Genomic DNA, 20,332 nt, shown 5'->3' with positions numbered 1-20,332 from the left:
GCATGAGCGCCGAAGGTCTCCAGGGCGAAGACATGCTGCCGCACGCGCTGGCCGAGCGCGCGCGTGGTGCGGGCATCGCACTGGCCTACACGAGCTTCTGGGGCGCGCCGCAGGCCGCGTCGCGCGACACTGTGGAGGCGATCCTGCAGTCGATGGAAGACGGCCGGGCGTTCTCCAGCATTCCGCCTGCGTCGAGCGATGCACAGGCGTTCATCGCCACCGAGGGCGAAGCCACCACGATCGCGCTCACGCGCGCAGGGCCCTGGCGGCTGATTTCAGAAACCAGCCAGACCGTGGGTGCGGGCACTGGCGATGCCGTGGCACTGCCGGCTTCGCTGCCGGCCGGTTACTACCGCCTGCTGACCCGGCACCTGCCGGAGCGGCTCGTCATCGTGGCGCCGGCACGTTGCTGGCTGCCCGATGCCGTGATGCAAGGCGAGCGCTGGTGGGGCGTATCTGCGCAGCTGTATGCACTGCGCTCGGGCACCAATTGGGGCATCGGCGACTTCGCGGACCTGCGCGAGCTGATCTCGCTGGCTGCGGCGGAAGGCGCGTCCTTTGTCGGGCTCAACCCGCTGCATGCGCTGAGCCCGCTGCATCCCGAGGTGGCCAGCCCTTACAGCCCGTCCAGCCGGATCGCGCTGCACCCGCTGTACATCGACGTGCCGGGCGTGCCGGAGTTCGCGGCGTGCGACGCCGCACGCGAACTGGTGGCCAGCAGCGCGTTCCAGCAACGGCTGGCCGCGCTGCGCGAAGGCGACTTCGTGAAATACGCCGAGGTGGCGGCCGTCAAGAACGAAGTGCTCGCCCTGCTGTGGCGACACTTCTGCCAGCGCGAATTGCAGCAGCGCTCGCAACGCGGCCGCGCGTTCGAACGCTTCATGCAACAGCACCGCGCCACGCTCGGCCGGCACGCGCTGCACGAAGCGCTGGCGCTGCACCTGCACGCGGCCGACTCCAGCGTGTGGGGCTGGCCTGCATGGCCTGCCGGACTGCAGGAACCCGACAGCCCGGAAGTCACGGCGTTCTCGCGCGCGCACTCCGAAGCCGTGGCCTATCGCTTCTGGCTGCAGTGGGTCACCAGCGAACAGCTCGCCGCCTGCCAGCGCCATGCGCGCGGCGTGATGGGGCTGGGCTTGTATTGCGATCTCGCCGTCGGCGCAAGCGAAGGCGGCTCGGAGGTCTGGTCGCGCCGCAGCCTGTTCGCGCTCGGCCTGCACGTGGGCGCGCCCCCCGATCCGCTCAATGCGCTGGGGCAGGACTGGGGACTGCCGCCCATCAACCCGGGCGCGCTGGTGGCCGAACAGTTCGCGCCCTTCATCGAACTGCTGCGCTACAACATGCAGCACGCGGGCGCGCTGCGGCTCGACCACGTGATGGGCCTGATGCGCCTGTACTGGACACGCGGCGGCAACGGCACCTACGTCGCCTATCCGCTGGAGCCGCTGCTTGCCATCCTCGCGGTGGAAAGCCACCGGCAGCAGTGCATGGTGATCGGTGAAGACCTGGGTAACGTCGCGCCCGCCATGCGCGATGCGATGGCGCGGCGCGGCCTGCTGTCGTACCGGCCGCTGATCTTCGAACGCACCGAAGCCGGAGCCTTCCGCCCGCCGCAGGACTGGCAGCCGCAGGCGCTGGCCGTGGTGACCACGCACGACCTGCCGACGCTGCGCGGCTACTGGCTCGGTGACGACGTGGAAACTGCCGCGCGCCTGAACCTGCTGCCCGAGCCGGACAGCCACGCACGGCAGGTGCTCGCCCGCGCGCACGATCGCGCCCACCTTCTCATGGCCCTGAACGAACAGCACCTGCTGCCCGAAGGCGCAACGATGCATCCGCCCTCGTTGCCAGACGCGACAACGGCGTTCGTGGCGGCGGTGCACGGCTTTCTCGCGCGCACGCCCTGCTGGTTGGCCGCCGTTCAGCTGGAAGACGTGGTAGGCCAGCGCGAACAGGTGAATGTGCCGGGGACCACCGAGGACGTGCACCCGAACTGGCGCCGGCGCATCGCCGTTGCGCTGGAAGACATCGCAGGCGACGGGCGCCTCGCGACAGTGGCGGCCGCCATGCGCGCCGGGCGGCCCGCCGCGACCGCCGGCCACACGCCAGGCAGCGCCAGCGCCCTGGCCGACCTGCCGGCGCTGGACACGGCGGACATCCCGCGTGCGACCTACCGCGTGCAGTTCCATGCCGGCTGCACGTTCGCCGACGTCACGCGCGCGGCGGACTACCTGCAGGCGCTCGGCGTGAGCCACCTGTATGCGTCGCCCTACCTCACCGCCCGGCCCGGCAGCACGCACGGCTATGACGTGATCGACCCCACTCGGATCAACCCCGAAGTCGGTACGCCCGAAGAACACGCCGCGCTATGCGACGCGCTTGCCACGCGCGGCATGGGCCAGGTGCTGGACATCGTTCCCAATCACATGGGCGTGCTCGAAGCCCACAACCCCTGGTGGCAGGACGTGCTGGAACACGGCCGCGCATCGCCGCACGCCGACACATTCGACATCGAGTGGCAACCGGCCGCGCCTGAAATGCGCGACCGCGTGCTGCTGCCCATCCTGGGCGACGCCTACGGCCGCGTGCTCGAGGCCGGCGAACTGCAGGTGCGTTTCGACGCGCTGGCCGGCCAGTTCTGCGTGCACTACTGGGGACACCATGCGCCGATCGATCCGGCGCACTACGCCGGCATCCTCGCGAGCCAGCCGGTACAGCCCGTACAGTCGCAGGACAACGACCAGGTGCGCTCGCTGCTGGACGCGTTCACGCGGCTGCCGGGGCGCGACGCTGCAACTGCCGATGAACGCGCGATCCGGCTGCGCGACGCGGCGCTGCACAAACGCAGCCTGGCAGCGCTGGCGGCGGAGCACGAATGGTTGCGCCAATGGATCGACGCCTGCCTGCGCAGGCTCAACGGCCATGCGGGAGATCCGCGCAGCTTCGACGCGCTCGATGCGTTGCTGCAGAAGCAGGCTTACCGGCTGGCGGACTGGCGCGTGGCGGGTGACGACATCAACTACCGCCGCTTCTTCGACATCAATGGGCTGGCCGCTGTGAACATGGACCGCGCGCCGGTCTTCGATGCGATGCACGGGCTGATCCTGCAGTGGCTGGCCGAAGGCAAGATCACCGGCCTGCGCATCGACCATCCGGACGGACTGAGCGAACCGGCCGCCTACTTCATGAAGCTGCAGCGGCGCCACGCGGCACTCGCGAGTTCGGCAGGCCGCGAAGTGCGTGCGCTGTATCTCGTGGTCGAGAAAATCCTGGCCGACCACGAAGCGCTGCCCGAGGAATGGCCGGTGCACGGCGGCACGGGCTACCGCTTCAGCAGCCTGGTCAACGGCCTCTTTGTCGATCCGTCCGCCGAGGCGGCTTTCGACGAGGCCTACGCCGCGTTCACGGGCGACACGCAGTCGTTCGAGGCCATCGTGCACGACTGCAAGAAGCTCGTCATCGGACAGTCGCTGTCCAGCGAGCTGGGCTGGCTCACCGAGACGCTCTACCGCATCGCGCGGGCCGACCGCTCGACCTGCGATTTCACGCGCAACCGGCTGCGTGAGGTGCTCGCGGAGGTGGCGGCAGCGTTCCCCGTGTACCGCACCTATGTCGGTGCCAGCGGCTATTCGGGTGTGGCAGGCGACGCGCAGCACATTGCCTGGGCTGTGGCCGCAGCACGCAGGCGCCTGGGGACTGCCGACGCGCAGGTGCTGGGCTTCGTCGAAGGCGTACTGCTCGGTGAAGCCGGCGCACTGCCTTCGCTGCACCGGCGCTTCATCGCGCGCTGGCAGCAGTTCACCGCGCCGGTGATGGCCAAGGCCATGGAAGACACCGCCTTCTACCGCTACGTCCGCCTCGTTTCGCTCAACGACGTGGGCTCCGAACCGCGCCGCTTCGGTGTGTCCGCCGCAGCCTTCCACAACGCCAACGTGCAGCGCGCACGCCGGCGGCCGCATTGGCTGCTGGCCACGTCCACGCACGACAGCAAGCGTTCGGAGGACGTGCGCGCCCGCCTGAATGTGCTGTCGGAAATCCCGCAGGAATGGGCGGAAGCCGCAAGCCGCCTGAGCGAAATCGGCGAGCGGTTCCGCAGCGAAGTGGACGGCGCCGCTGCGCCATGCCGTCATGACGAGTGGGCGCTGTTCCAGGCGCTCGCCGGGATCTGGCCGGTTGCGCCTGCCGGCCCCGGCGCGGCAAGCGTCACGCAAGACCTGCGTGAACGCGTCCAGCGCTACATGCTCAAGGCCGCGCGCGAAGCCAAGCGCGAGACCAACTGGATCAATCCGAACGAGGCGTACGAGACGGCGCTGCGTGACTACATCGACCAGGTGTTGTCGCTCGATGCGTTCGTCGCCGGACTCCAGGCACTGGTGACACGCATCGCGCCACTGGGCTGGCGCAACAGCCTCGCGCAGCTGGCGCTCAAGCTCACCGCGCCGGGCGTGCCCGACATCTACCAGGGCTGCGAGGAATGGAACTTCAGCCTCGTGGACCCGGACAACCGCCGGCCCGTGGACTACAGCGGGCTCGCCGACCGGTTGAAGCCCCTGCGCCAACTCTATGAGAAAGGTTATCCGTCGCGCAGCGACTGGCAGCGCCTTCTGCCTGCGGCAGGTCACGGATCGATGGTCCAGCAGGCGCCGGCCGGCATCAAGCAACTGGTCACCTGGCGGCTTTTGCAGTTGCGCGCCCTGATGCCGGAGTTGTTCCGCAACGGCAACTACCTCCCGCTGGCCGTGGAGCAGGACTCCGAAGGCGCGGAGCACGCCATCGCATTTGCACGCATCCGCGAAGGGCGCGCGATCGTGATCGTGGTGGCGCGCCTGCTCGATTCACTTGGCGCGCAGGGATGGCGAGGCGCAACGATCCAGCTCAATGCGCACCCGGTGCTCGAGAAGTCGCGCGTACTTCGCAACTGGATGACGGGCGTGGATGTTCCCGCGCCGGCGGACGGCCGCATCCTGCTGGAGCAACTGCTCGGCACGCCGGGCGTGGCCAGCAGCGACCTGCCGTTCGCGGTGTTCACCTGCGAGTCCTGAAATCCCGTCATGAAGATTCTTTTTGTCACGCCCGAATGCGCGCCGCTGGTGAAGACGGGCGGTCTGGGCGACGTGAGCGCGGCGCTGCCGCAGGCGCTCGCACGGCTGGGTCACGAGGTCGTGATTCTCATGCCCGCCTACGCCGGGGTGAAGCTCAGCGGGCGGCTGCTGACCAGCATCCCTCTGCCCGCCACCGGTCCCTGGCCCGCCGCCCAATTGCTCCACATGGATCAGGTGCCGGACACTGCACCGGACGTGCGCTGGCTGTTCCTGGTCTGCCCGCAGCTTTACGCGCGCAGCGGCAGCCCGTACGGCGATGCCTCGGGTGCCGACCATGCGGACAACGCACTGCGCTTCGCGCTGCTCTCCCGCGTGGCAGCGCGCCTGGCGATGCCGCGGTCGCCCCTCGGCTGGCAGCCCGACGTGCTGCATGCGAACGACTGGCCCTGCGGACTTGCGCCGCTGTACCTGCATGCGGCAAGGCCTCCGGTACCGAAGTCCGCGACATTGCCCGTCGCAAGCATCATCACGCTGCACAACATGGCTTTCCAGGGCACGTTCGGCATGGACCAGTGCGACCGCCTGGAGATTCCGGAGACAGCGCGCGGCATCGATGGTGTCGAGTTCTGGGGCCAGATGTCGATGCTGAAGGCCGCCGTGCAGTACGCCGACGCCATCACCACGGTCAGCCCGACCTACGCACACGAGATCCAGACGCCGGCGTTCGGCTTCGGCATGGAAGGCGTGCTGCGCGCGCATGCGCCGCGCATCACCGGCATTCTCAACGGCATCGACACGCAGGTCTGGAATCCCCGTACCGACCGGCTGATTGCCCGGACCTTCGATGAAGACGACGTACAGGGCAAGGCCGTCAACAAGGCGGCGCTGCAGGCGCTGACTGCGCTGAAGATCGATCCTCAGCGCATGCTGTTCGGCCTGGTGAGCCGCCTCACGGAGCAAAAGGGCGTCGATCTCGTCGTTTCAGGTGCGGAACGGTTGTTCGCCAGGGGCGGGCAACTGGTCGTACTCGGTCAGGGCGACGCGGCACTTGCCGACGCTTTGCAGGCCCTGGCGCGGAAGCACCCGGGCAAACTCGGCGTCACGCTTGGATTCAACGAAACGCTGGCCCACCAGATCGAGGCCGGCGCTGACGCTTTTCTCATGCCGTCCCGCTTCGAGCCATGCGGGCTCAACCAGATGTACAGCCAGGCTTACGGCACACCTCCCATCGTCAGTGCGACCGGCGGACTGGCAGACACGGTGGACGACGCAGACGACGCCCCAGTCGCAAGCGCGCACAGTGGCACAGGGTTTGTCATGCGTGACCATACGGCGCAGGCGTTCGATGACGCCGTGGACCGGGCATTCAAGGCATGGGCGCAGCCAGCGCGATGGCAAGCCATCCGGCGTGCGGGAATGGCGCGTGATTTCGGATGGGAATCGGGTGCGCGGCGATACGTGGAGGTTTACGCCGCTGCGATCGAAGCGGCGAGCTACGCGCTGCCTGATACGAAAACTGGTGGGTGATGCAGGGTTTGAACCTGCGACCCCTGCCGTGTGAAGGCGCCGCGTGCAGCGAGCGGGTCACAATCTTACTGCAACAATCAACATACAAGCATCAAATATCCAGTCACTCCCGGAGGTAGGTCTTGACCATAACTGGAGAGAACGAAGACCGCAAGTCTGCCGCCAACACGGGCTCGTCATCTGAGCGCGATGCGGTTCAACGCATCCGCGCCTCGCTCGATGGAACCTACGTTCCGCCGACTAAGGACCGCTTCGATATCAACTCGGACGCTCTGTATGCAGCCGTCGGGGGTCTGGAACTACCCCAGCCTGAGTTTGAACTTTTCCCCGGTCTCCGCTTGCGCCAGACCTACTGCCGAGTCATTGCCCCTTACTTGATGGCGTATGCACCCCCAGCTCGCCCCGAACTGCCGCACCCAGGTCCTTGGACTGCGCTCGGCGAGGGTGGGCTGACAGTCCACGCTGAACTTGAACTGGCCGCAAACACGGAGTCGCTGGGCTTCGACAGGTTGAACACCGTATGGTTCACAGTAGCACTGCTACGTCTGCGGTTGGGGCAACCACTGCGAGTGCCTGTTGTTGCGGATCGACCGTTCTCAGAGATTGCGAATCACCCTGACATCAGCAACCTCGTTGCCATTGAGCTACAAGTTCCGCTTGTGCGGACGGCCCCCCTGAGAGCCCCAACTGAAGAAGACCTTCGCTGGGTTCGCATCAACCTTGAGGCCGCCGCGACCCTGATGAAGGACCCGGTCTTCAACCGGGCTCTCCAAACCCTTGACCGCGCGGTTTCGATCGCGAACCCCGGTGCTGGGATCGTCATCGCGTGGGCAGCGATTGAAGCCCTTTTGCGGCCAGGGCAGCAGCGCATAACAGAAAAGGTATGCAAGGCCCTCGCCACGATGTTGCATCCACCGGGCAGCGCGAGAGACAGGGCGTATACCGACATCGCAGCAAGTTACGAAGCCCGTGGAGGAGCGGCGCATGCAGGGCGTATGCCCGACAGCAAGCAGTTCATAGCAGCCTTCTCGCTCGCACGATCCGCGTTGATGACTTCGATTGAGCATGGCGCTTTGCCCTCCGTCGACGAGCTACTCACGCGCTGGACCGCGAAGGCGTGAGGCCTTGCTCTGCCCACCTATTCGTGCGGCACTTTGAGAAGCATCAGAACCGTGCAGGACAGCGCACCAAGCGTAATGGACAACACCAGTGCCTGGGGCCCGTAGGCCGCGATAGCCAGTCCGAAAAAATAAGGTGCCGCCGCTTGCGCAAATCGTGCTGGCATCATCAAGTACCCCTGACGCGTCCCGTATCCCAGCGGCCCGAAAAAGATGAGCGGAAGCGTGCCATTGGCAATGGTCATGATGCCGTTGCCCGCGCCATGCAAGACTGTGAAGAATGCACCCGCCGGTACTCCAAAAAGCAGGAACACCGAAGCTCCGACTGCATGCGCGATCGATGCGAGGCGCGCCGAGATGAGCGGGCTGAACCTGCGCAGCAATCCATGTTCAAGCAGGCGCCCCGCCACCTGCGCCGGCCCAACCAAGGACGCGAAAACAACCGACGCGGCGAGACTGACACCATTGGCCTGCAACAGTAGCGGCAGATGCGCAGCCATGGCCGTGCTCACGAACCAGGTCGACCCGAAGACGAATGCCAGCACCCAAGCGACCCCGTTGCGTCGAACAGCTGTGTCGCAATGAGCAGTCGGGGTTGACTCGACCGTTGCGATGGAGGGGCCCGACGGCTGTGCAAGCCACAGGTGCAGAGGCAGCGCCACAAGAACATGAACGCCTGCCCAAGCCAGGCACGCCATACGCCACCCATGACTTGCTTCCAGCCACGCCGTCAGGGGCCACCCCACCGTGCTCGCGAAGCCGGCGATCAGCGTGATGCCGGTGATCGTCGACCGGGCATCTTTTCCGTAGAGCCGCACGAGCGTGGAAAACGCCGTCTCGTAGAACCCGGCGCCCATCGCGAGCCCGAGCAGCAGCCAGGCGGCAAACAGGCTGGCGGAACCTTGCGCCGAAGCCAGCGCAACAAGCCCCGCAGCGAACACCAGATTGTTGGCGGCCAGCACGCGCCTGCCGCCGTATCGATCGACGAGTCGACCCGCCAGAGGTCCGACCACCGCAGAGACCAGAAGCGCCACGGAGAACGCGAGAAACACCGTGGAGGTCTCAACCCCCAGGCTGGCAGCCATCTGCTTCGCAAGAATCGCCGGCAGGTAATAGGTTGACGCGTATGCAATGGTGACTGCCGTCCCGAGCTTGGCAACTGTGGCGCCGCGCGTTTGCATGCTTCTCAGATCGACCGCTGGTTGACCCGCCGCATCAGCGCATCGGCACTCTCCTTGCGCTCGCTGTAGCGGTCGACGAGATACGGTGACACGCCTCGCGTCAGTAACGTGAACTTGACCAGTTCCTCCATCACATCAACAACACGGTCATAGAAGGCGGACGGCTTCATGCGCCCTTCTTCATCGAACTCCTGGAACGCCTTGGCCACGGAAGACTGGTTGGGGATGGTGATCATGCGCATCCAGCGACCGAGCACCCGCATCTGGTTGACGGCATTGAAGGACTGCGATCCGCCGCTGACCTCCATCACCGCCAGTGTCTTGCCCTGCGTCGGGCGGATGGCGCCTTGGGCCAGTGGAATCCAGTCGATCTGGGACTTCATGATGCCGGTCATGGCGCCGTGCCGCTCCGGTGAAGTCCACACCATGCCTTCCGACCACTGAGCGAGGTCACGAAGCTCCTGCACCTTCGGATGCGTCTCCGGCGCACCGTCGGGTTGCGGCAACCCGGCAGGATCGAAGATTCGCGTTTCAGCACCCATCGCCTTCAGCAGGCGCGCTGCTTCTTCGGTCAGGAGCCGACTGTAAGAACGCTCACGCAAAGACCCGTACAGCAGCAGGATGCGCGGGGCATGTGTCTGCTGCACACCCAGGTTGCGCTGTGCAGGAATCTGGAAAAACGCTTCTTCGATGTTCGGCAGATCAAGGCTTGACGACACGCTGGCCTTTCGCGTCGATGATCACTTCGCCATCTTCCTTGCTGAACGGCCCTTGCTGCGGATTGGAAAGGATGTCCAGCACCAACTCGGACGGCCGGCACAGCTTCGTGCCCAGCTCCGTCACGACGATGGGCCGGTTGATCAGGATGGGGTGCGCCAGCATCTGCGCGATCAGTTCGTCGTCGGTCCAGGTGGATGCTTCGAGGCCCAGTTCGTCATAGGGCGTGCCCTTGCGGCGCAGCAACTCTCGCGGCGTGATGCCCATCTCGCCGATCAGCCAGACCAGCGTCTCGCGGCCAGGCGGCGTCTTCAGATACTCGATGACTTCAGGCTCGACCCCGCTGTTGCGGATCAATGCCAGGGTATTGCGGGAGGTGCCGCACGCAGGGTTGTGAAAGATCTGGACAGTCATGATCGCATTCATTGCAATAGTTCAACGATTATTGTAGTATTAAATTCATGGACGAATCCAACACCGTTGCTGCCCTCTCTGCCTTGGCCCAGGTTCAACGCCTGCGCGCCTTCCGCGCCTTGGTCGTCGCGGGTCCGGACGGTCTGACGCCGTCAGTCATAGCCGAGAAGCTGGGCATCGCGCCCAACAGCCTGTCGTTCCACCTCAAAGAACTCAACCATGCCGGCCTCGTCGGTGTGGAGCAGCGTGGGCGCAATCTGATTTACCGCGCGAACTTCGAGGCCATGAACGGGCTGCTTGGCTACCTCACCGAGCACTGCTGCGAAGGCGCAGCGTGTGCGGTCGATCCTGGTGCTGCCTGCACCACCTGCTGAAAGGACTCTCGATGAAGCGCTTTCATGTGCATCTGCATGTCGAAGATCTTGGCAAAAACATCGCGTTCTACTCGGCCATGTTCGGCGCCCAGCCTGCGCGGCAGGAGAGTGACTACGCGAAATGGATGCTGGTGGATCCGCCTGTGAACTTCGCCATCTCCACGAGGGGTACAGCAGCAGGGATCGACCATCTCGGCATCCAGGTCGACAACGGCGAAGAACTGGCCGTCCTGCGCGAAAACGCGGACCGAGCAGACATGGCCGTTGCAGATGACGGTGAGACGACCTGCTGCTACGCACGCAGCGACAAGTACTGGGTCACTGATCCTCAGGGCATCGCGTGGGAGCAGTTCCACACGCTCGCCGACATCCCCGTCTTCAGCGAGAAGTCCGAGCGCGCAGACGGCCCCGCGTGTTGCGTCGCCGCGCCGGCCCCAATTCAGTTCGTCAAAACCCGGCCTGCGCAGACGCAGACCAAGTCCTGCTGTTAAACCACTGGAGTTCTCGTGAGCGACAAACCCATCAACGTGCTGTTCCTCTGCACCCACAACTCGGCGCGGAGCATCCTGGCCGAAGCAACCCTGAATGACCTCGGCAAGGGCCGCTTCAAGGCGTTCTCTGCGGGCAGCAGCCCGAGGGAGAACCAGAAGCCCAACCCGATGGCACTGCAGGTGCTCGAACGTGCCGGAATCTCAACCCAAGGTCTCAGCAGCAAAAGCTGGGACGAGTTCGGAAAGCCGGATGCACCGCACATGGATCTGGTGATCACCGTCTGCGACAACGCTGCAGGCGAGGTGTGCCCCTATTGGCCAGGACAGCCCGCAACAGCGCATTGGGGTTACGCAGATCCTTCTGAAGTAGAAGGCACTGACGAGCAGCGACTGGAGGCATTTCGCCAGACGCTGCACGCGATCCGCCGCAGGATGGAGCTGCTGGTCAACTTGCCGGAAGACCGTGTCCAGAAGCTGATGCTGCAACAAGCCGCGCGCGATCTCGCCAAGAGTTGATCGTGGCAGGTTTGCGTACGGCCGCATTGGCCGAGTTTGTCGGCACGGCGGCGCTGCTGTGCGCTGTGATCGGTTCGGGGATCATGGGCGAGCGACTGGCCGGAGGCAACGTGGCAGTGGCGCTGCTGGCCAACACGCTGGCAACCGTGTTCGCCCTCTACGTGCTGATCGAAACGCTTGGGCCGGTGAGCGGCGCCCATTTCAATCCGGTCGTCACGCTGGTGCTGGCGTTGCGGGGGCAATCCGGTCATGAGAGACCGCACATATGGGTAACGGTGTTCGTCCTTGCCCAGTTGGCCGGCGCTGTCGCAGGGGCGTGGCTCGCGCACCTGATGTTCGAGCTCCCCGTTCTGCAGGCGAGTACCAAGATGCGGACAGGCTGGGGGCAGTGGACTGCCGAGGTGGTTGCAACTGCCGGTCTGCTCTTCGTGATCCTGAAAGCCCCCGCAGGCAGAGCCGGTGCGCTGGTGGCCTGCTACATCGGCGCGGCCTACTGGTTCACGGCGAGCACGTCGTTCGCCAATCCAGCTGCTGTCACGGGTCGCATGCTAAGTGACACCTTCTCGGGCATCGCACCGGCAGACGCGCCAGCCTTCTTCGTCGCACAGTTGGCTGGCGGGATCATTGGCGCAACCATCGCATGTGTGCTGAATAGCGGCCCCGAGAACAAGACCTCTTCCCGCAGTGCACCGATCGACTGAACTTCGACGCGGTCTGCGGCCAACCACAAAGAGCATCTTTCTCTTACTTGCGAACAGGTTTTGTGAGCTTGACGAATTGCATGGGCACGGGCGCTTGATTCGATTGGCTCGGACGCAATTCGACGCGCGCCTGAACCAGGACGGTCCAAGCACCTGTCAGCGAGAGAATGCCCATGATGGCCGCAACGAGCAAGTCTGGCCAAGCGCTCCCCGTTCCAAATACACCGAGTGCCGCCAGCATCACTGCGATGTTGCCGATGGCATCGTTTCTCGAGCAGATCCAGACCGAGCGCATGTTCGAGTCTCCTGTCCTAAACCTGAACAGCATCAACGCCACGCCAGCGTTCACGAGCAACGCCAAGAATCCAACCGCACCCATGGTGACGGCCTCAGGTGGTGCCCCGACGTGAGCACCCCAAGCGGCACGCCCAATTACAAACATGCCGAACGCGCCCATGCATGCGGCTTTCACCATCGCCGCCTTCGCTCTTGTCGCCAATCCCATGCCCAGAACCGCCAAGCTCAAGCCGTAATTTGCGGCATCACCAAAGAAGTCGATCGAGTCGGCCATCAAAGACACAGAGCCGGATCGCCAAGACGCGCCCAACTCCACGACAAACATCAAGGCGTTCAAGAGCAAGGCGATCCACAACACCCGTCGATAGACGGGGTCGACAGCCGGGGTAGCGGAGCATGTGTCGTTGGAGCAGCAGGCTGACATACGCGAAGAATCTGTTGGAATAGCTTTATTGGAAACTATGAAGCTACTTGAAGGTCAAGTGGGCTGTTGTTTTAGGACATCTCTCAATGTTTTGACACCGCCGTAGGTCGCCACGAGCGCTACACCGATGGCTACGGCCAAGTCGGGCCAGTTCGACCCCAGAAACCACACCAGTCCACCTGCGAAGAAAATTCCGAGGTTGGAAGCGAAGTCATTGACGCTCATCGTCCACGCAGCCCGTAGATTCACGTCGGACTGGCGGAATTTCTTGAGGAGCCAGATGCTCCACGCATTGGTGATGGTGGCCACAATTGCAAGTGAAATCATGGCAGGTCCCAGAGGCTGCGAGCCGACCACAAACCTGCGCGTGGCATCCAGGATGACTCCAATCGCAAGAACAAACAGCATGACACCGGTCACCCCTGCTGCGACGCGCTTCCATTTGTCCGACTTCGACACCGCGAAGTAGCTGCCCGTATAGGCCAAAGCATCAGACATGTTGTCGAGGGCATTGGCGAGCAAGCTGCTGGAATCAGAGAGCAGACCGCCAATCAACAAAACGACTGAGAGGCCAGCGTTTAGCAACAGCACTTGAAGCAGCACACGCCGCTGAGCATTGTCGCTGGCGTCCAATGCCGCGTGATCCGAACTCATGGATGTATCCCTCTAAACAGAAAAGGCCCGGGAGGGCTGACCTGCCGGGCTATTTTGCGCTCTCCGGGTTGAAGCGCAGTCAAAACGAAAGCTGTTAGCGAACGGTTGCGCCATCAATTGCAGACACGCGCGGCGCCTGTTCACCGGGCGACAAGGCCAGATTCGATGGGAGGTTACCCCAACCCCCCTCGGTCTGCATCAGCCGCCACGCGGGGTCCTGCATCGCAACACGCAGCTCCTCCTTTACTTCCTCCCGAGATTTCGTGGAGGTGAATGCCATGTCCGCCGGCCCTTCAGCATGGAGAGCCTGCCATTCAGGTGTCTTTCGCACGGCCTCGAACTCCTGGAGCACTTGCTGTCGGGTCACGCCCGACTTGGCGACGTGATCCGGGTGTTCCGTGTACCCGATGGTGTTGTCGGCATGATGCCAAAGCGTATTGGCGGAGGCGGAACCTGCGACCAGAGCGATGGCAACAGGGATGAGGACTTTGCGGACGTTCATGAAGATCTCCTTGGATGAGGTGAATACGTTCTCGCCTTTCGGCGCCTTCGTCGCTGGATCAGCAACGTGGGATGAAGTCTGCAATCTGGGCCTCGTCATGACCCGCACACGAACATTACAAATGTGCAAGGTGCTCTGTGCCTCACCATTTAGCCTGTACGCTTCACGGCATGAAAATTTTGGTTGTCGAGGACGAGCGCAAGCTCGCGGACTATGTGCAGAAGGGGCTTGGAGAGAACGGCTTCGTCGTCGATGTTGCGCGCGATGGCGTGGACGGCAAGCACCTCGCCATGGAAGGAGACTATGACCTGCTGATCCTCGACATCATGCTGCCGGGACTTGACGGCCTGTCCATCCTGAAAAGCATCCGGGATGCCAAGCGCCAACTTCCCGTGCTCATGCTGACAGCCCGGGACAGCATTGAAGACCGCGTGAGCGGATTGCAGCAGGGCGCGGACGACTACCTCGTGAAGCCGTTCGCGTTCTCTGAACTGCTGGCCAGAGTGCATGCACTTCTGCGCCGTGGGAGCGGCACCGGCAGTTTCGAGCCCACGGTGCTGCGTATGGCGGACCTGGAGATCGACCTCATCCGCCGCAAGGTTACGCGCCAAAGCGAGCGACTTGATCTGACGGCAAAGGAATTCACGCTGCTGTCGTTCATGATCCAGCGTCGCGGCGAGGTCCTGAGCCGCACTACCCTGGCCGAAAAGGTCTGGGACATGAACTTCGACAGCGACACCAACGTCGTGGAAGTCGCTGTCCGGCGCCTGCGCGCCAAGATCGACGACCCATTCGCCCAGAAGTTGCTGCACACCGTGCGGGGCATGGGCTATGTACTCGAGGACAGGTCCCTTTGATGGCCGAAATCCAGGACAGCAAACCGTACTCGCTGGGGGCCCGCCTCTCACTGGCGTTGGCCGTCCAAACCCTGGCTGGCCTCGGCGTGCTGAGTCTGGCGATCTACCTCGCTATGACGCTATCGTTGGCCGGCCGCGAGCGTACGGAGATCGACCGCAAGGTCAATCTTGTCCAGCATCTTGTCGCCGAGGCGTCGTCGAGCGGAAATGCAGCAGCGATGTACCACAAGCTCGACGAGTTTCTGCTCAGCCACGAAGACATCCAGCTGACGTTGTTCGACACCGAAGGCAAGGAGAGCTATCGAAGCCGCAACCAAATGCCAACTAAGTCCGTGAACATCCGGGAAGAACCACTGAGCTTTCCTCGATCTGCCAGCACGTTCACGACCGGGCAGTTGAAACTCGACCGGTCGCAAAACACCCTCCTCCTCCAGAGGCTGGCCTTGATCCTCGTCGTCTCCACCTGTGCCGGCACTGCGATCATCTCGCTGGGCGGATTCGTTTTGGTGCGTTTCTTTTTGCTGCCCGTGAAAAGCCTGGTCCACCAAACCAGGATGCTCGCCCCCGAGAAGCGCGGGCAGCGACTGAGCCTGCAGCGCCCCATTCAGGAACTGCAGCCATGGGTCGACCAGTTCAATGATTTGCTGCAACGGGTAGAGCGTGCCTATGGCCAGCTTGAGTCCTTCAATGCTGATGTCGCGCACGAACTGCGAACCCCACTTGCCACGCTAATCGGACAGACCGAAATGGGCTTGTCACGGCCGAGAACCACAGAGGAACTGCAGGAGATCCTCTACTCCAACCTGGAAGAGCTGCAGCGCATCGCCTCAATCATCAACGACATGCTGTTTCTCTCACGCGCGGATCACGGTAGCAGGGCGCAAGGCCGCGTGACACCGCTCCGCCAGGAAGTCGCCGCCGTGATCGAGTTTCACGAAGCACTACTGGCGGAACGCAATCTAACTGCACGGGTGGACGGCGAAGAAATCGGTTTGGTCTGCGAACCCGGCCTGATCCGGAGGGCAGTACACAACCTGCTGAGCAATGCCATCCGCTACGCGAAACCAGGCAGCGAGATCGTGGTGGCGCTCATTCGCGACGCGCAAGACGTGAGGGTGCTGGTCACCAACGAGGGTGAGGAGATACCGGTCGATGCGCTGCCACATCTGTTCAAGCGTTTCTACCGTGCCCATCCGTCACGGGAACGTGCCAGCGAGAACCATGGCCTCGGCTTGTCGATCGTCGAGGCCATCGCGCGCATGCATGGCGGAACCACTATCGCATCCAGCTCAAAGGGACGGTCTTCCGTCGGGTTCAGTTTGCCGGTCAACGCCAGGCCGCAAGACACCTAATCCACCACTTCTGAGCGGTCTTCCAGCACGTAGCCCATGCCACGCACCGTGTGGATCAGCTTGGTGGGGAACGGATCATCCAGTTTCGCGCGCAGCCTGCGCACGGCCACCTCAACTACATTGGTGTCGCTGTCAAAGTTCATGTCCCAGACCTGCTCGGCCAGCGTCGTACGCGAAAGGATGGCGCCCGCACGCTGCAGCAGCAGCACAAGCAAGGAGAACTCTTTGGCCGTGAGCGGCAGTTGCTGTCCGCCCCTGGAGGCGCGGCGGCGCACCAGATCCACCTCGAGGTCGGCAGCTCGCAGAACATTCGCATCTGCGTGAGCCATGCCCGTCCTGCGCAGCAAGGCCCGGATCCGTTCTACAAGCTCGGAGAATGCAAAGGGCTTCACGAGGTAGTCGTCGGCGCCCGCACGAAGTCCGCGCACCCTGTCCTCGACGCTGTCGCGGCCAGTGAGCATGAGGACAGGCGTATCCCGGATGGCCCGCAAGGCGGCCAACACGGCAAAGCCGTCGATCCCAGGTAACGAAATATCGAGAATCACCAGGTCGTGATCACCTTCTGTCGCCAGATGACGCCCATCCACGCCGTCAAGCGCCACCTCGACTGCGAAGCCCTGTTCACCCAGTCCCTTACGCAGGTACTCGCCGAGCCTGGGTTCATCCTCGATCACCAGAATCTTCATAAGAAAAAAGGGCCGCCTTGCGGCGGCCCGAAGGTCCTCGTATCTCTATTGGAGGACTTGCAATGAAACTTTTCTCGTTCGATTAGAAGCTGTGACGCAGGCCGAAGTCGTAGCCGGTGGACGACTGATTGGCGCCCGTCACAGAGGCGTTCAGCGCCGTGGTCGCGCCACCACTGTTGCTCACGCGCGCGAAAGTTGCGTACAGCGCCGTGCGCTTGGAGAGGTTATGTACATAGCCCAGCGACAGCTTGCGGGCGCGCGGTTCCGTTGCACCGACTTCTACTTTGTATTGGGACACGGCAAGGCGGAATTCGCCAGCGCCTACAGGCACTTGCCCACCGACCAGCCAGCCCGAACCGTCGGCCGCTCCAGCACTATCCTTGCTGATCTGCGCCATCAGTTTTGCGAATCCCAGGTTGTACGCGCCACCGAGGTTGTTCTGGCGAACCTGGCCTGCAGCGTAATCCGTGCGGCTCAGCGCCAACGCGACGCTGAACGGGCCTGCTGCATAGCCGATGCGACCGCCGTAACCGTCGCCGTCGTCAGCAGTAGCGCCGGCGTTGCTGAGGTTCTCGCCCATGTGGTACTGGAACTCACCGAAGAATCCACCCAGGTTGGAGGGCAGGATGTAGCCGATGCCGTTCGATGAACGAGCGGTGGTCGTCGCAGTAATTGCGTTGGTGAAAGTCAGTGTGTTGCCCACACCCACCACACCGAACGGGTCGTACTGCACCAGGTTCCAGAACTGCGGGGTGTAGTCACGACCCAGACGCAGTTCACCCCATGCGCTTTCGAGGCTCACCGTCGAGCGACGGTTGAAGGTAAGTCCGCCGCCGCCGGTAGCACCGCCAGCTTGGTTATTGGTGTTGGACGCTTGGCCCGAGCCGTCGTCGTTGTTCATGCCGGCTTCCAGCCAGAACGATGCAAAGAGGCCGCCGCCCAGGTCTTCTTTGCCGCGCAGGCCAAAGCGCGAGCTGGTCAGGCCTGAGTTATGCAGGCGAGTACGGTCGGCAATGCTGCCATTACCAACCGCATAGGTTGCGTCGACGACACCAAACAGCGTGACGGACGACTGGGCGGATGCCACGCTGGTTACTGCGAGTGCAGCCAGCGCGATCAAGGTCTTTTTCATGAGAAGTTCTCCAGGTTGAACGTTAGCTCCGCGCACGGAGCTGATCCGCGAGTTGCGCATCGATGTCGAATCTAAAAAGAACTTCGGCGCACGGCAGCCCCCGTACACGGAGTTGCATGGCACATGCATGCACGAGGTCGGCGACACCGCACCTCAGCGTTTGGCAAATGCAACAGAACCAGTGAGCACGTTTGACAGCTCACAAGCACCTCTTCAGCCCGATTACATGCAAGTAATCGAGGGGCAATGTTTCGGTCAACCCCTGGAAAAAATAATGGACGCGTACTGAATCAGAAGGTCATCGCGAACGAGTCGCGGGATCCTGCAATCACTTTCAAAGAGACGACCATTCATGCGCAGAGATCACATCCAGCTCAGACTATTAGCGAAACAGGGAGACCTCGGTGCGAGGCTCAAGATCGGGGGGCTGTATCTTTCCGGAATCGAAGGTCTTCCACGCAACATCCCCATGGCTCTCGAGTATCTGCGCGGCGCTGGCTCACCCACACCAGATGCGGCGGTGATCGTTGCGGAGCAACTTACGCTCGATGAAATTCTGGAACATGGCCAGCTCGATGCACTGCAAATTGCGGCAGCACGTTCAGCCACGGCCGGCAACAAGCTCGCCGTGTGGCAGTTGCTAACGGGTGAACAAGATCGCGGCATCCGCCTGCTGGAGCAATCGAATGAGGCAGGCCAGCAATTGCTTTCGCTCTGGAGGAAGCTGAAGGGCTCGAGCTCCGCATTGCTCGGACTGATGACCCAAGCGTGTCACCTCTATCCCATGAATACCCGGGTCGTGGCACTCTCCGCATTCGCCATCTGCAAGGAACGCGGCGACCAGGCCCGAATGATCGATGCACTGGCGGTGTCCCTGCACGGTGAGGACGCGGCCGAAGAGACCATCTACAAGGCTGTCGTCGATGTGGTGGCGATGGCCGAACTGAGCGGGCAGCCACTGGGTGAGATCGGGATCTCGAGTGTCCAGGCGGCGCTCGAGCACCAAGCATCACATGGCAACCTCTCGGCCTGCTATCTGCTCGGACGCGCACTCGCCGGAATCCCCTGCGGCTCGCTGCCATGGCAACGGCTTGTCGGCAATACCAACTTTCGGAAGAGTTCCGCATTGCTCCTGCGTGCTGCAGACGCCGGAGAGGCCACCGCCTGGCTTCATCTCTACCGGATCAGCTCGGATAACCGCAGCTCGGTCGCCAACCCACAACTGGCCCGCTTTTGTCTCGAGAAGGCAGCCGCCTGCGACATCGCAGAAGCACAGCGACGTTTAGGTGCCCTCCTGATGCGGGAGGCCACCACACTGACGGCCACCGAACGGGCCATCGAATTGCTTCACGCGGCTGCCGACCATGGCGACCGGCACGCCGGGTTCCTGATGCAATCGCTGGTGCTGCCGATCGATGGCGATGAGGATTGGGCCTGGGCGAGCATCACTGAGCTTCAGGCAACTGACCCTTGGCTTGCCATGCGTCTTCGGCTTGCCAGGCACTTCGGGCTCACGAAGCAGGAGGCTCTCTCGGTGGATCCGTCAGCCGGCAAACGGGACTGGGGACTGGTGGTTGGACACAATCCCTTCATCGCGCATGCGCGGCTCGCATCCCCCCGTGCCATCCCCGCCACGACGCCAGAGGCACTTGAGTGTCTGAATGCAGCAGCGACCTTCTTTTCCAGCAACAACCAGGATTTCAGTGCGATCGAGGGAAGCCTGCGCAAGCGTTCACTGAGCCAGCGACGTACCTTTAAGCGCATGGGCTGGAGTGACGAGACGTACTTCGCCACGGCCACTTCTGTTGAAAGGGACGCGCTGCGGCTCGGCTCGAAGTGGGCGCATCGCAGCAAGGATGTCCTGTCGATCGCGCTTTCAGAGAATCCTGCCTGAGTGGCACGGTCAGAAATCCCTACATTACAGCCGCGTAAGGTTCCAGACACGGAACTGACGGATGAGATTTGTTAGCATCTCGACCCATGAAACGGCTGTTGTCGGTGCTGCTTGTCCTTGTCCTCTCGCTGCAGGTCGCAGTCGCGGGCATCCATGGCATCGGCGAAGCCTCCGCGCATTTGGAAGTCGAGACGTTGGCCCATGAAGTCGGGGCAGACACTGTCGCCGACGCTGACACCAGTACCCCGTGCTGTCCTTGGGCCCACGGCTGCCATGGTGTCCATAACCTGCTTCCCACATACGGCACCGCCATGGTGACGTCTCCCGTCCGCGAGGTTTTCCTGCGCAGCGCTGATTCGGCGCCATTCAACTGGGTTCCAACCCCCTTCGATAGGCCCAAGTGGCCGGCCGCCTGAACGGCGGCCGCAGTCTTCCCTTCCTCTTTCTGCGGTT

The 20,332-nt window shown here is 63.2% G+C and carries 19 protein-coding genes; 11 read left to right on the top strand and 8 right to left on the bottom strand.

Annotated features, from left to right (window positions below):
* Nucleotides 1-2: 2 nt before the first annotated feature.
* The 3 genes from treY (at nucleotide 3) to ACO2Q9_RS09915 (ending at nucleotide 7,690) form a co-directional block, all read left to right on the top strand.
* A complete protein-coding gene (gene treY, locus ACO2Q9_RS09925; protein ID WP_423310762.1) occupies nucleotides 3-5,042 on the top strand; it encodes a malto-oligosyltrehalose synthase in 5,040 nt (1,679 codons plus the stop codon).
* A gap of 9 nt (nucleotides 5,043-5,051) precedes the next feature.
* Nucleotides 5,052-6,569 carry a glycogen synthase GlgA gene (gene glgA, locus ACO2Q9_RS09920; RefSeq protein ID WP_423310760.1) on the top strand — a complete coding sequence of 506 codons (1,518 nt, stop codon included), beginning with the start codon at nucleotides 5,052-5,054 and terminating at the stop codon, nucleotides 6,567-6,569.
* A 122-nt stretch (nucleotides 6,570-6,691) separates the two neighbouring features.
* A complete protein-coding gene (locus ACO2Q9_RS09915) occupies nucleotides 6,692-7,690 on the top strand; it encodes a hypothetical protein (RefSeq protein ID WP_423310758.1) in 999 nt (332 codons plus the stop codon).
* Between the two features lie 17 nt (nucleotides 7,691-7,707).
* On the opposite strand, the gene ACO2Q9_RS09910 is transcribed toward ACO2Q9_RS09915, so the two are convergent.
* Genes ACO2Q9_RS09910 through arsC form a run of 3 tightly spaced genes read right to left on the bottom strand, consistent with a single transcriptional unit; the run spans nucleotide 7,708 to nucleotide 9,999 of the window.
* Complete coding sequence (locus ACO2Q9_RS09910; RefSeq protein ID WP_423310756.1) at nucleotides 7,708-8,868, bottom strand: MFS transporter; 1,161 nt, start codon at nucleotides 8,866-8,868, stop codon at nucleotides 7,708-7,710.
* Between the two features lie 5 nt (nucleotides 8,869-8,873).
* Nucleotides 8,874-9,587, bottom strand: coding sequence for an arsenical resistance protein ArsH (arsH, locus tag ACO2Q9_RS09905; RefSeq protein WP_423310754.1), 714 nt, complete (start codon nucleotides 9,585-9,587; stop codon nucleotides 8,874-8,876).
* Nucleotides 9,571-9,999: an arsenate reductase (glutaredoxin) gene (gene arsC, locus ACO2Q9_RS09900; RefSeq protein WP_423310752.1), complete on the bottom strand. Its 429-nt coding sequence runs from the start codon at nucleotides 9,997-9,999 to the stop codon at nucleotides 9,571-9,573. Before arsC ends, arsH begins: the two co-directional genes overlap by 17 nt.
* 47 nt (nucleotides 10,000-10,046) lie before the next feature.
* Between arsC and ACO2Q9_RS09895 the strand changes: the two genes are divergently transcribed.
* From ACO2Q9_RS09895 to ACO2Q9_RS09880, 4 genes are read left to right on the top strand one after another with little or no spacing between them, the layout of a single operon-like run.
* Nucleotides 10,047-10,373: an ArsR/SmtB family transcription factor gene (locus tag ACO2Q9_RS09895; RefSeq protein ID WP_423310750.1), complete on the top strand. Its 327-nt coding sequence runs from the start codon at nucleotides 10,047-10,049 to the stop codon at nucleotides 10,371-10,373.
* An 11-nt stretch (nucleotides 10,374-10,384) separates the two neighbouring features.
* A complete protein-coding gene (locus ACO2Q9_RS09890) occupies nucleotides 10,385-10,864 on the top strand; it encodes an ArsI/CadI family heavy metal resistance metalloenzyme (protein WP_423310748.1) in 480 nt (159 codons plus the stop codon).
* Between the two features lie 15 nt (nucleotides 10,865-10,879).
* Nucleotides 10,880-11,380 (top strand): arsenate reductase ArsC, encoded by a 501-nt coding sequence (locus ACO2Q9_RS09885; protein ID WP_423310746.1) that lies wholly within the window; start codon nucleotides 10,880-10,882, stop codon nucleotides 11,378-11,380.
* 2 nt (nucleotides 11,381-11,382) lie between these two features.
* A complete protein-coding gene (locus ACO2Q9_RS09880; RefSeq protein WP_423310744.1) occupies nucleotides 11,383-12,081 on the top strand; it encodes an aquaporin in 699 nt (232 codons plus the stop codon).
* Nucleotides 12,082-12,124: 43 nt separating this feature from the next.
* Here the strand turns inward: ACO2Q9_RS09880 and ACO2Q9_RS09875 are convergent, their stop codons facing one another.
* From ACO2Q9_RS09875 to ACO2Q9_RS09865, 3 genes are all read right to left on the bottom strand, one after another.
* Entirely contained in the window at nucleotides 12,125-12,802 is a 678-nt protein-coding gene (locus tag ACO2Q9_RS09875; protein ID WP_423310742.1) for a cation transporter, read from the bottom strand.
* 54 nt (nucleotides 12,803-12,856) lie between these two features.
* Entirely contained in the window at nucleotides 12,857-13,456 is a 600-nt protein-coding gene (locus ACO2Q9_RS09870) for a cation transporter (RefSeq protein ID WP_423310740.1), read from the bottom strand.
* Between the two features lie 94 nt (nucleotides 13,457-13,550).
* On the bottom strand, nucleotides 13,551-13,958 hold the full coding sequence (locus tag ACO2Q9_RS09865) for a hypothetical protein (RefSeq protein WP_423310738.1): 408 nt from the start codon (nucleotides 13,956-13,958) through the stop codon (nucleotides 13,551-13,553).
* A gap of 170 nt (nucleotides 13,959-14,128) precedes the next feature.
* On the opposite strand from ACO2Q9_RS09865, the gene ACO2Q9_RS09860 reads away from it, so the two are divergent.
* Nucleotides 14,129-14,815, top strand: coding sequence for a heavy metal response regulator transcription factor (locus ACO2Q9_RS09860; protein ID WP_423310736.1), 687 nt, complete (start codon nucleotides 14,129-14,131; stop codon nucleotides 14,813-14,815).
* A complete protein-coding gene (locus tag ACO2Q9_RS09855) occupies nucleotides 14,815-16,167 on the top strand; it encodes a heavy metal sensor histidine kinase (protein WP_423310734.1) in 1,353 nt (450 codons plus the stop codon). The genes ACO2Q9_RS09860 and ACO2Q9_RS09855 overlap by 1 nt, the downstream gene beginning before the upstream one ends.
* On the opposite strand, the gene ACO2Q9_RS09850 is transcribed toward ACO2Q9_RS09855, so the two are convergent.
* Complete coding sequence (locus ACO2Q9_RS09850; RefSeq protein ID WP_423310732.1) at nucleotides 16,164-16,853, bottom strand: heavy metal response regulator transcription factor; 690 nt, start codon at nucleotides 16,851-16,853, stop codon at nucleotides 16,164-16,166. The two genes, ACO2Q9_RS09855 and ACO2Q9_RS09850, sit on opposite strands and share 4 nt — an antisense overlap.
* A gap of 82 nt (nucleotides 16,854-16,935) precedes the next feature.
* Complete coding sequence (locus ACO2Q9_RS09845) at nucleotides 16,936-17,985, bottom strand: porin (RefSeq protein ID WP_423310730.1); 1,050 nt, start codon at nucleotides 17,983-17,985, stop codon at nucleotides 16,936-16,938.
* A gap of 352 nt (nucleotides 17,986-18,337) precedes the next feature.
* Here ACO2Q9_RS09845 and ACO2Q9_RS09840 point away from each other — a divergent pair, with 352 nt between their 5' ends.
* Complete coding sequence (locus ACO2Q9_RS09840) at nucleotides 18,338-19,879, top strand: hypothetical protein (protein WP_423310728.1); 1,542 nt, start codon at nucleotides 18,338-18,340, stop codon at nucleotides 19,877-19,879.
* 86 nt (nucleotides 19,880-19,965) lie between these two features.
* Nucleotides 19,966-20,295: a hypothetical protein gene (locus ACO2Q9_RS09835; protein WP_423310726.1), complete on the top strand. Its 330-nt coding sequence runs from the start codon at nucleotides 19,966-19,968 to the stop codon at nucleotides 20,293-20,295.
* Nucleotides 20,296-20,332: the final 37 nt, after the last annotated feature.

Source organism: Variovorax sp. VNK109 (assembly GCF_049445855.1).
Lineage (GTDB): Bacteria > Pseudomonadota > Gammaproteobacteria > Burkholderiales > Burkholderiaceae_C > JAGOCV01.
The sequence above is the reverse complement of the archived record's forward strand: the minus strand, read 5'-3'. Positions and strand labels throughout refer to the sequence as shown.

Bases quoted from the DNA above. Each gene is read 5' to 3' on its own strand.
- treY (WP_423310762.1), top strand. From the start codon at position 3: ATGAGCGCCGAAGGTCTCCAGGGCGAAGACATGCTGCCGCACGCGCTG.
- glgA (WP_423310760.1), top strand. From the start codon at position 5,052: ATGAAGATTCTTTTTGTCACGCCCGAATGCGCGCCGCTGGTGAAGACG.
- ACO2Q9_RS09910 (WP_423310756.1), bottom strand. From the start codon at position 8,868: ATGCAAACGCGCGGCGCCACAGTTGCCAAGCTCGGGACGGCAGTCACC.
- arsC (WP_423310752.1), bottom strand. From the start codon at position 9,999: ATGACTGTCCAGATCTTTCACAACCCTGCGTGCGGCACCTCCCGCAAT.
- ACO2Q9_RS09895 (WP_423310750.1), top strand. From the start codon at position 10,047: ATGGACGAATCCAACACCGTTGCTGCCCTCTCTGCCTTGGCCCAGGTT.
- ACO2Q9_RS09890 (WP_423310748.1), top strand. From the start codon at position 10,385: ATGAAGCGCTTTCATGTGCATCTGCATGTCGAAGATCTTGGCAAAAAC.
- ACO2Q9_RS09875 (WP_423310742.1), bottom strand. From the start codon at position 12,802: ATGTCAGCCTGCTGCTCCAACGACACATGCTCCGCTACCCCGGCTGTC.
- ACO2Q9_RS09870 (WP_423310740.1), bottom strand. From the start codon at position 13,456: ATGAGTTCGGATCACGCGGCATTGGACGCCAGCGACAATGCTCAGCGG.
- ACO2Q9_RS09865 (WP_423310738.1), bottom strand. From the start codon at position 13,958: ATGAACGTCCGCAAAGTCCTCATCCCTGTTGCCATCGCTCTGGTCGCA.
- ACO2Q9_RS09860 (WP_423310736.1), top strand. From the start codon at position 14,129: ATGAAAATTTTGGTTGTCGAGGACGAGCGCAAGCTCGCGGACTATGTG.
- ACO2Q9_RS09855 (WP_423310734.1), top strand. From the start codon at position 14,815: ATGGCCGAAATCCAGGACAGCAAACCGTACTCGCTGGGGGCCCGCCTC.
- ACO2Q9_RS09850 (WP_423310732.1), bottom strand. From the start codon at position 16,853: ATGAAGATTCTGGTGATCGAGGATGAACCCAGGCTCGGCGAGTACCTG.
- ACO2Q9_RS09845 (WP_423310730.1), bottom strand. From the start codon at position 17,985: ATGAAAAAGACCTTGATCGCGCTGGCTGCACTCGCAGTAACCAGCGTG.
- ACO2Q9_RS09840 (WP_423310728.1), top strand. From the start codon at position 18,338: ATGCGCAGAGATCACATCCAGCTCAGACTATTAGCGAAACAGGGAGAC.
- ACO2Q9_RS09835 (WP_423310726.1), top strand. From the start codon at position 19,966: ATGAAACGGCTGTTGTCGGTGCTGCTTGTCCTTGTCCTCTCGCTGCAG.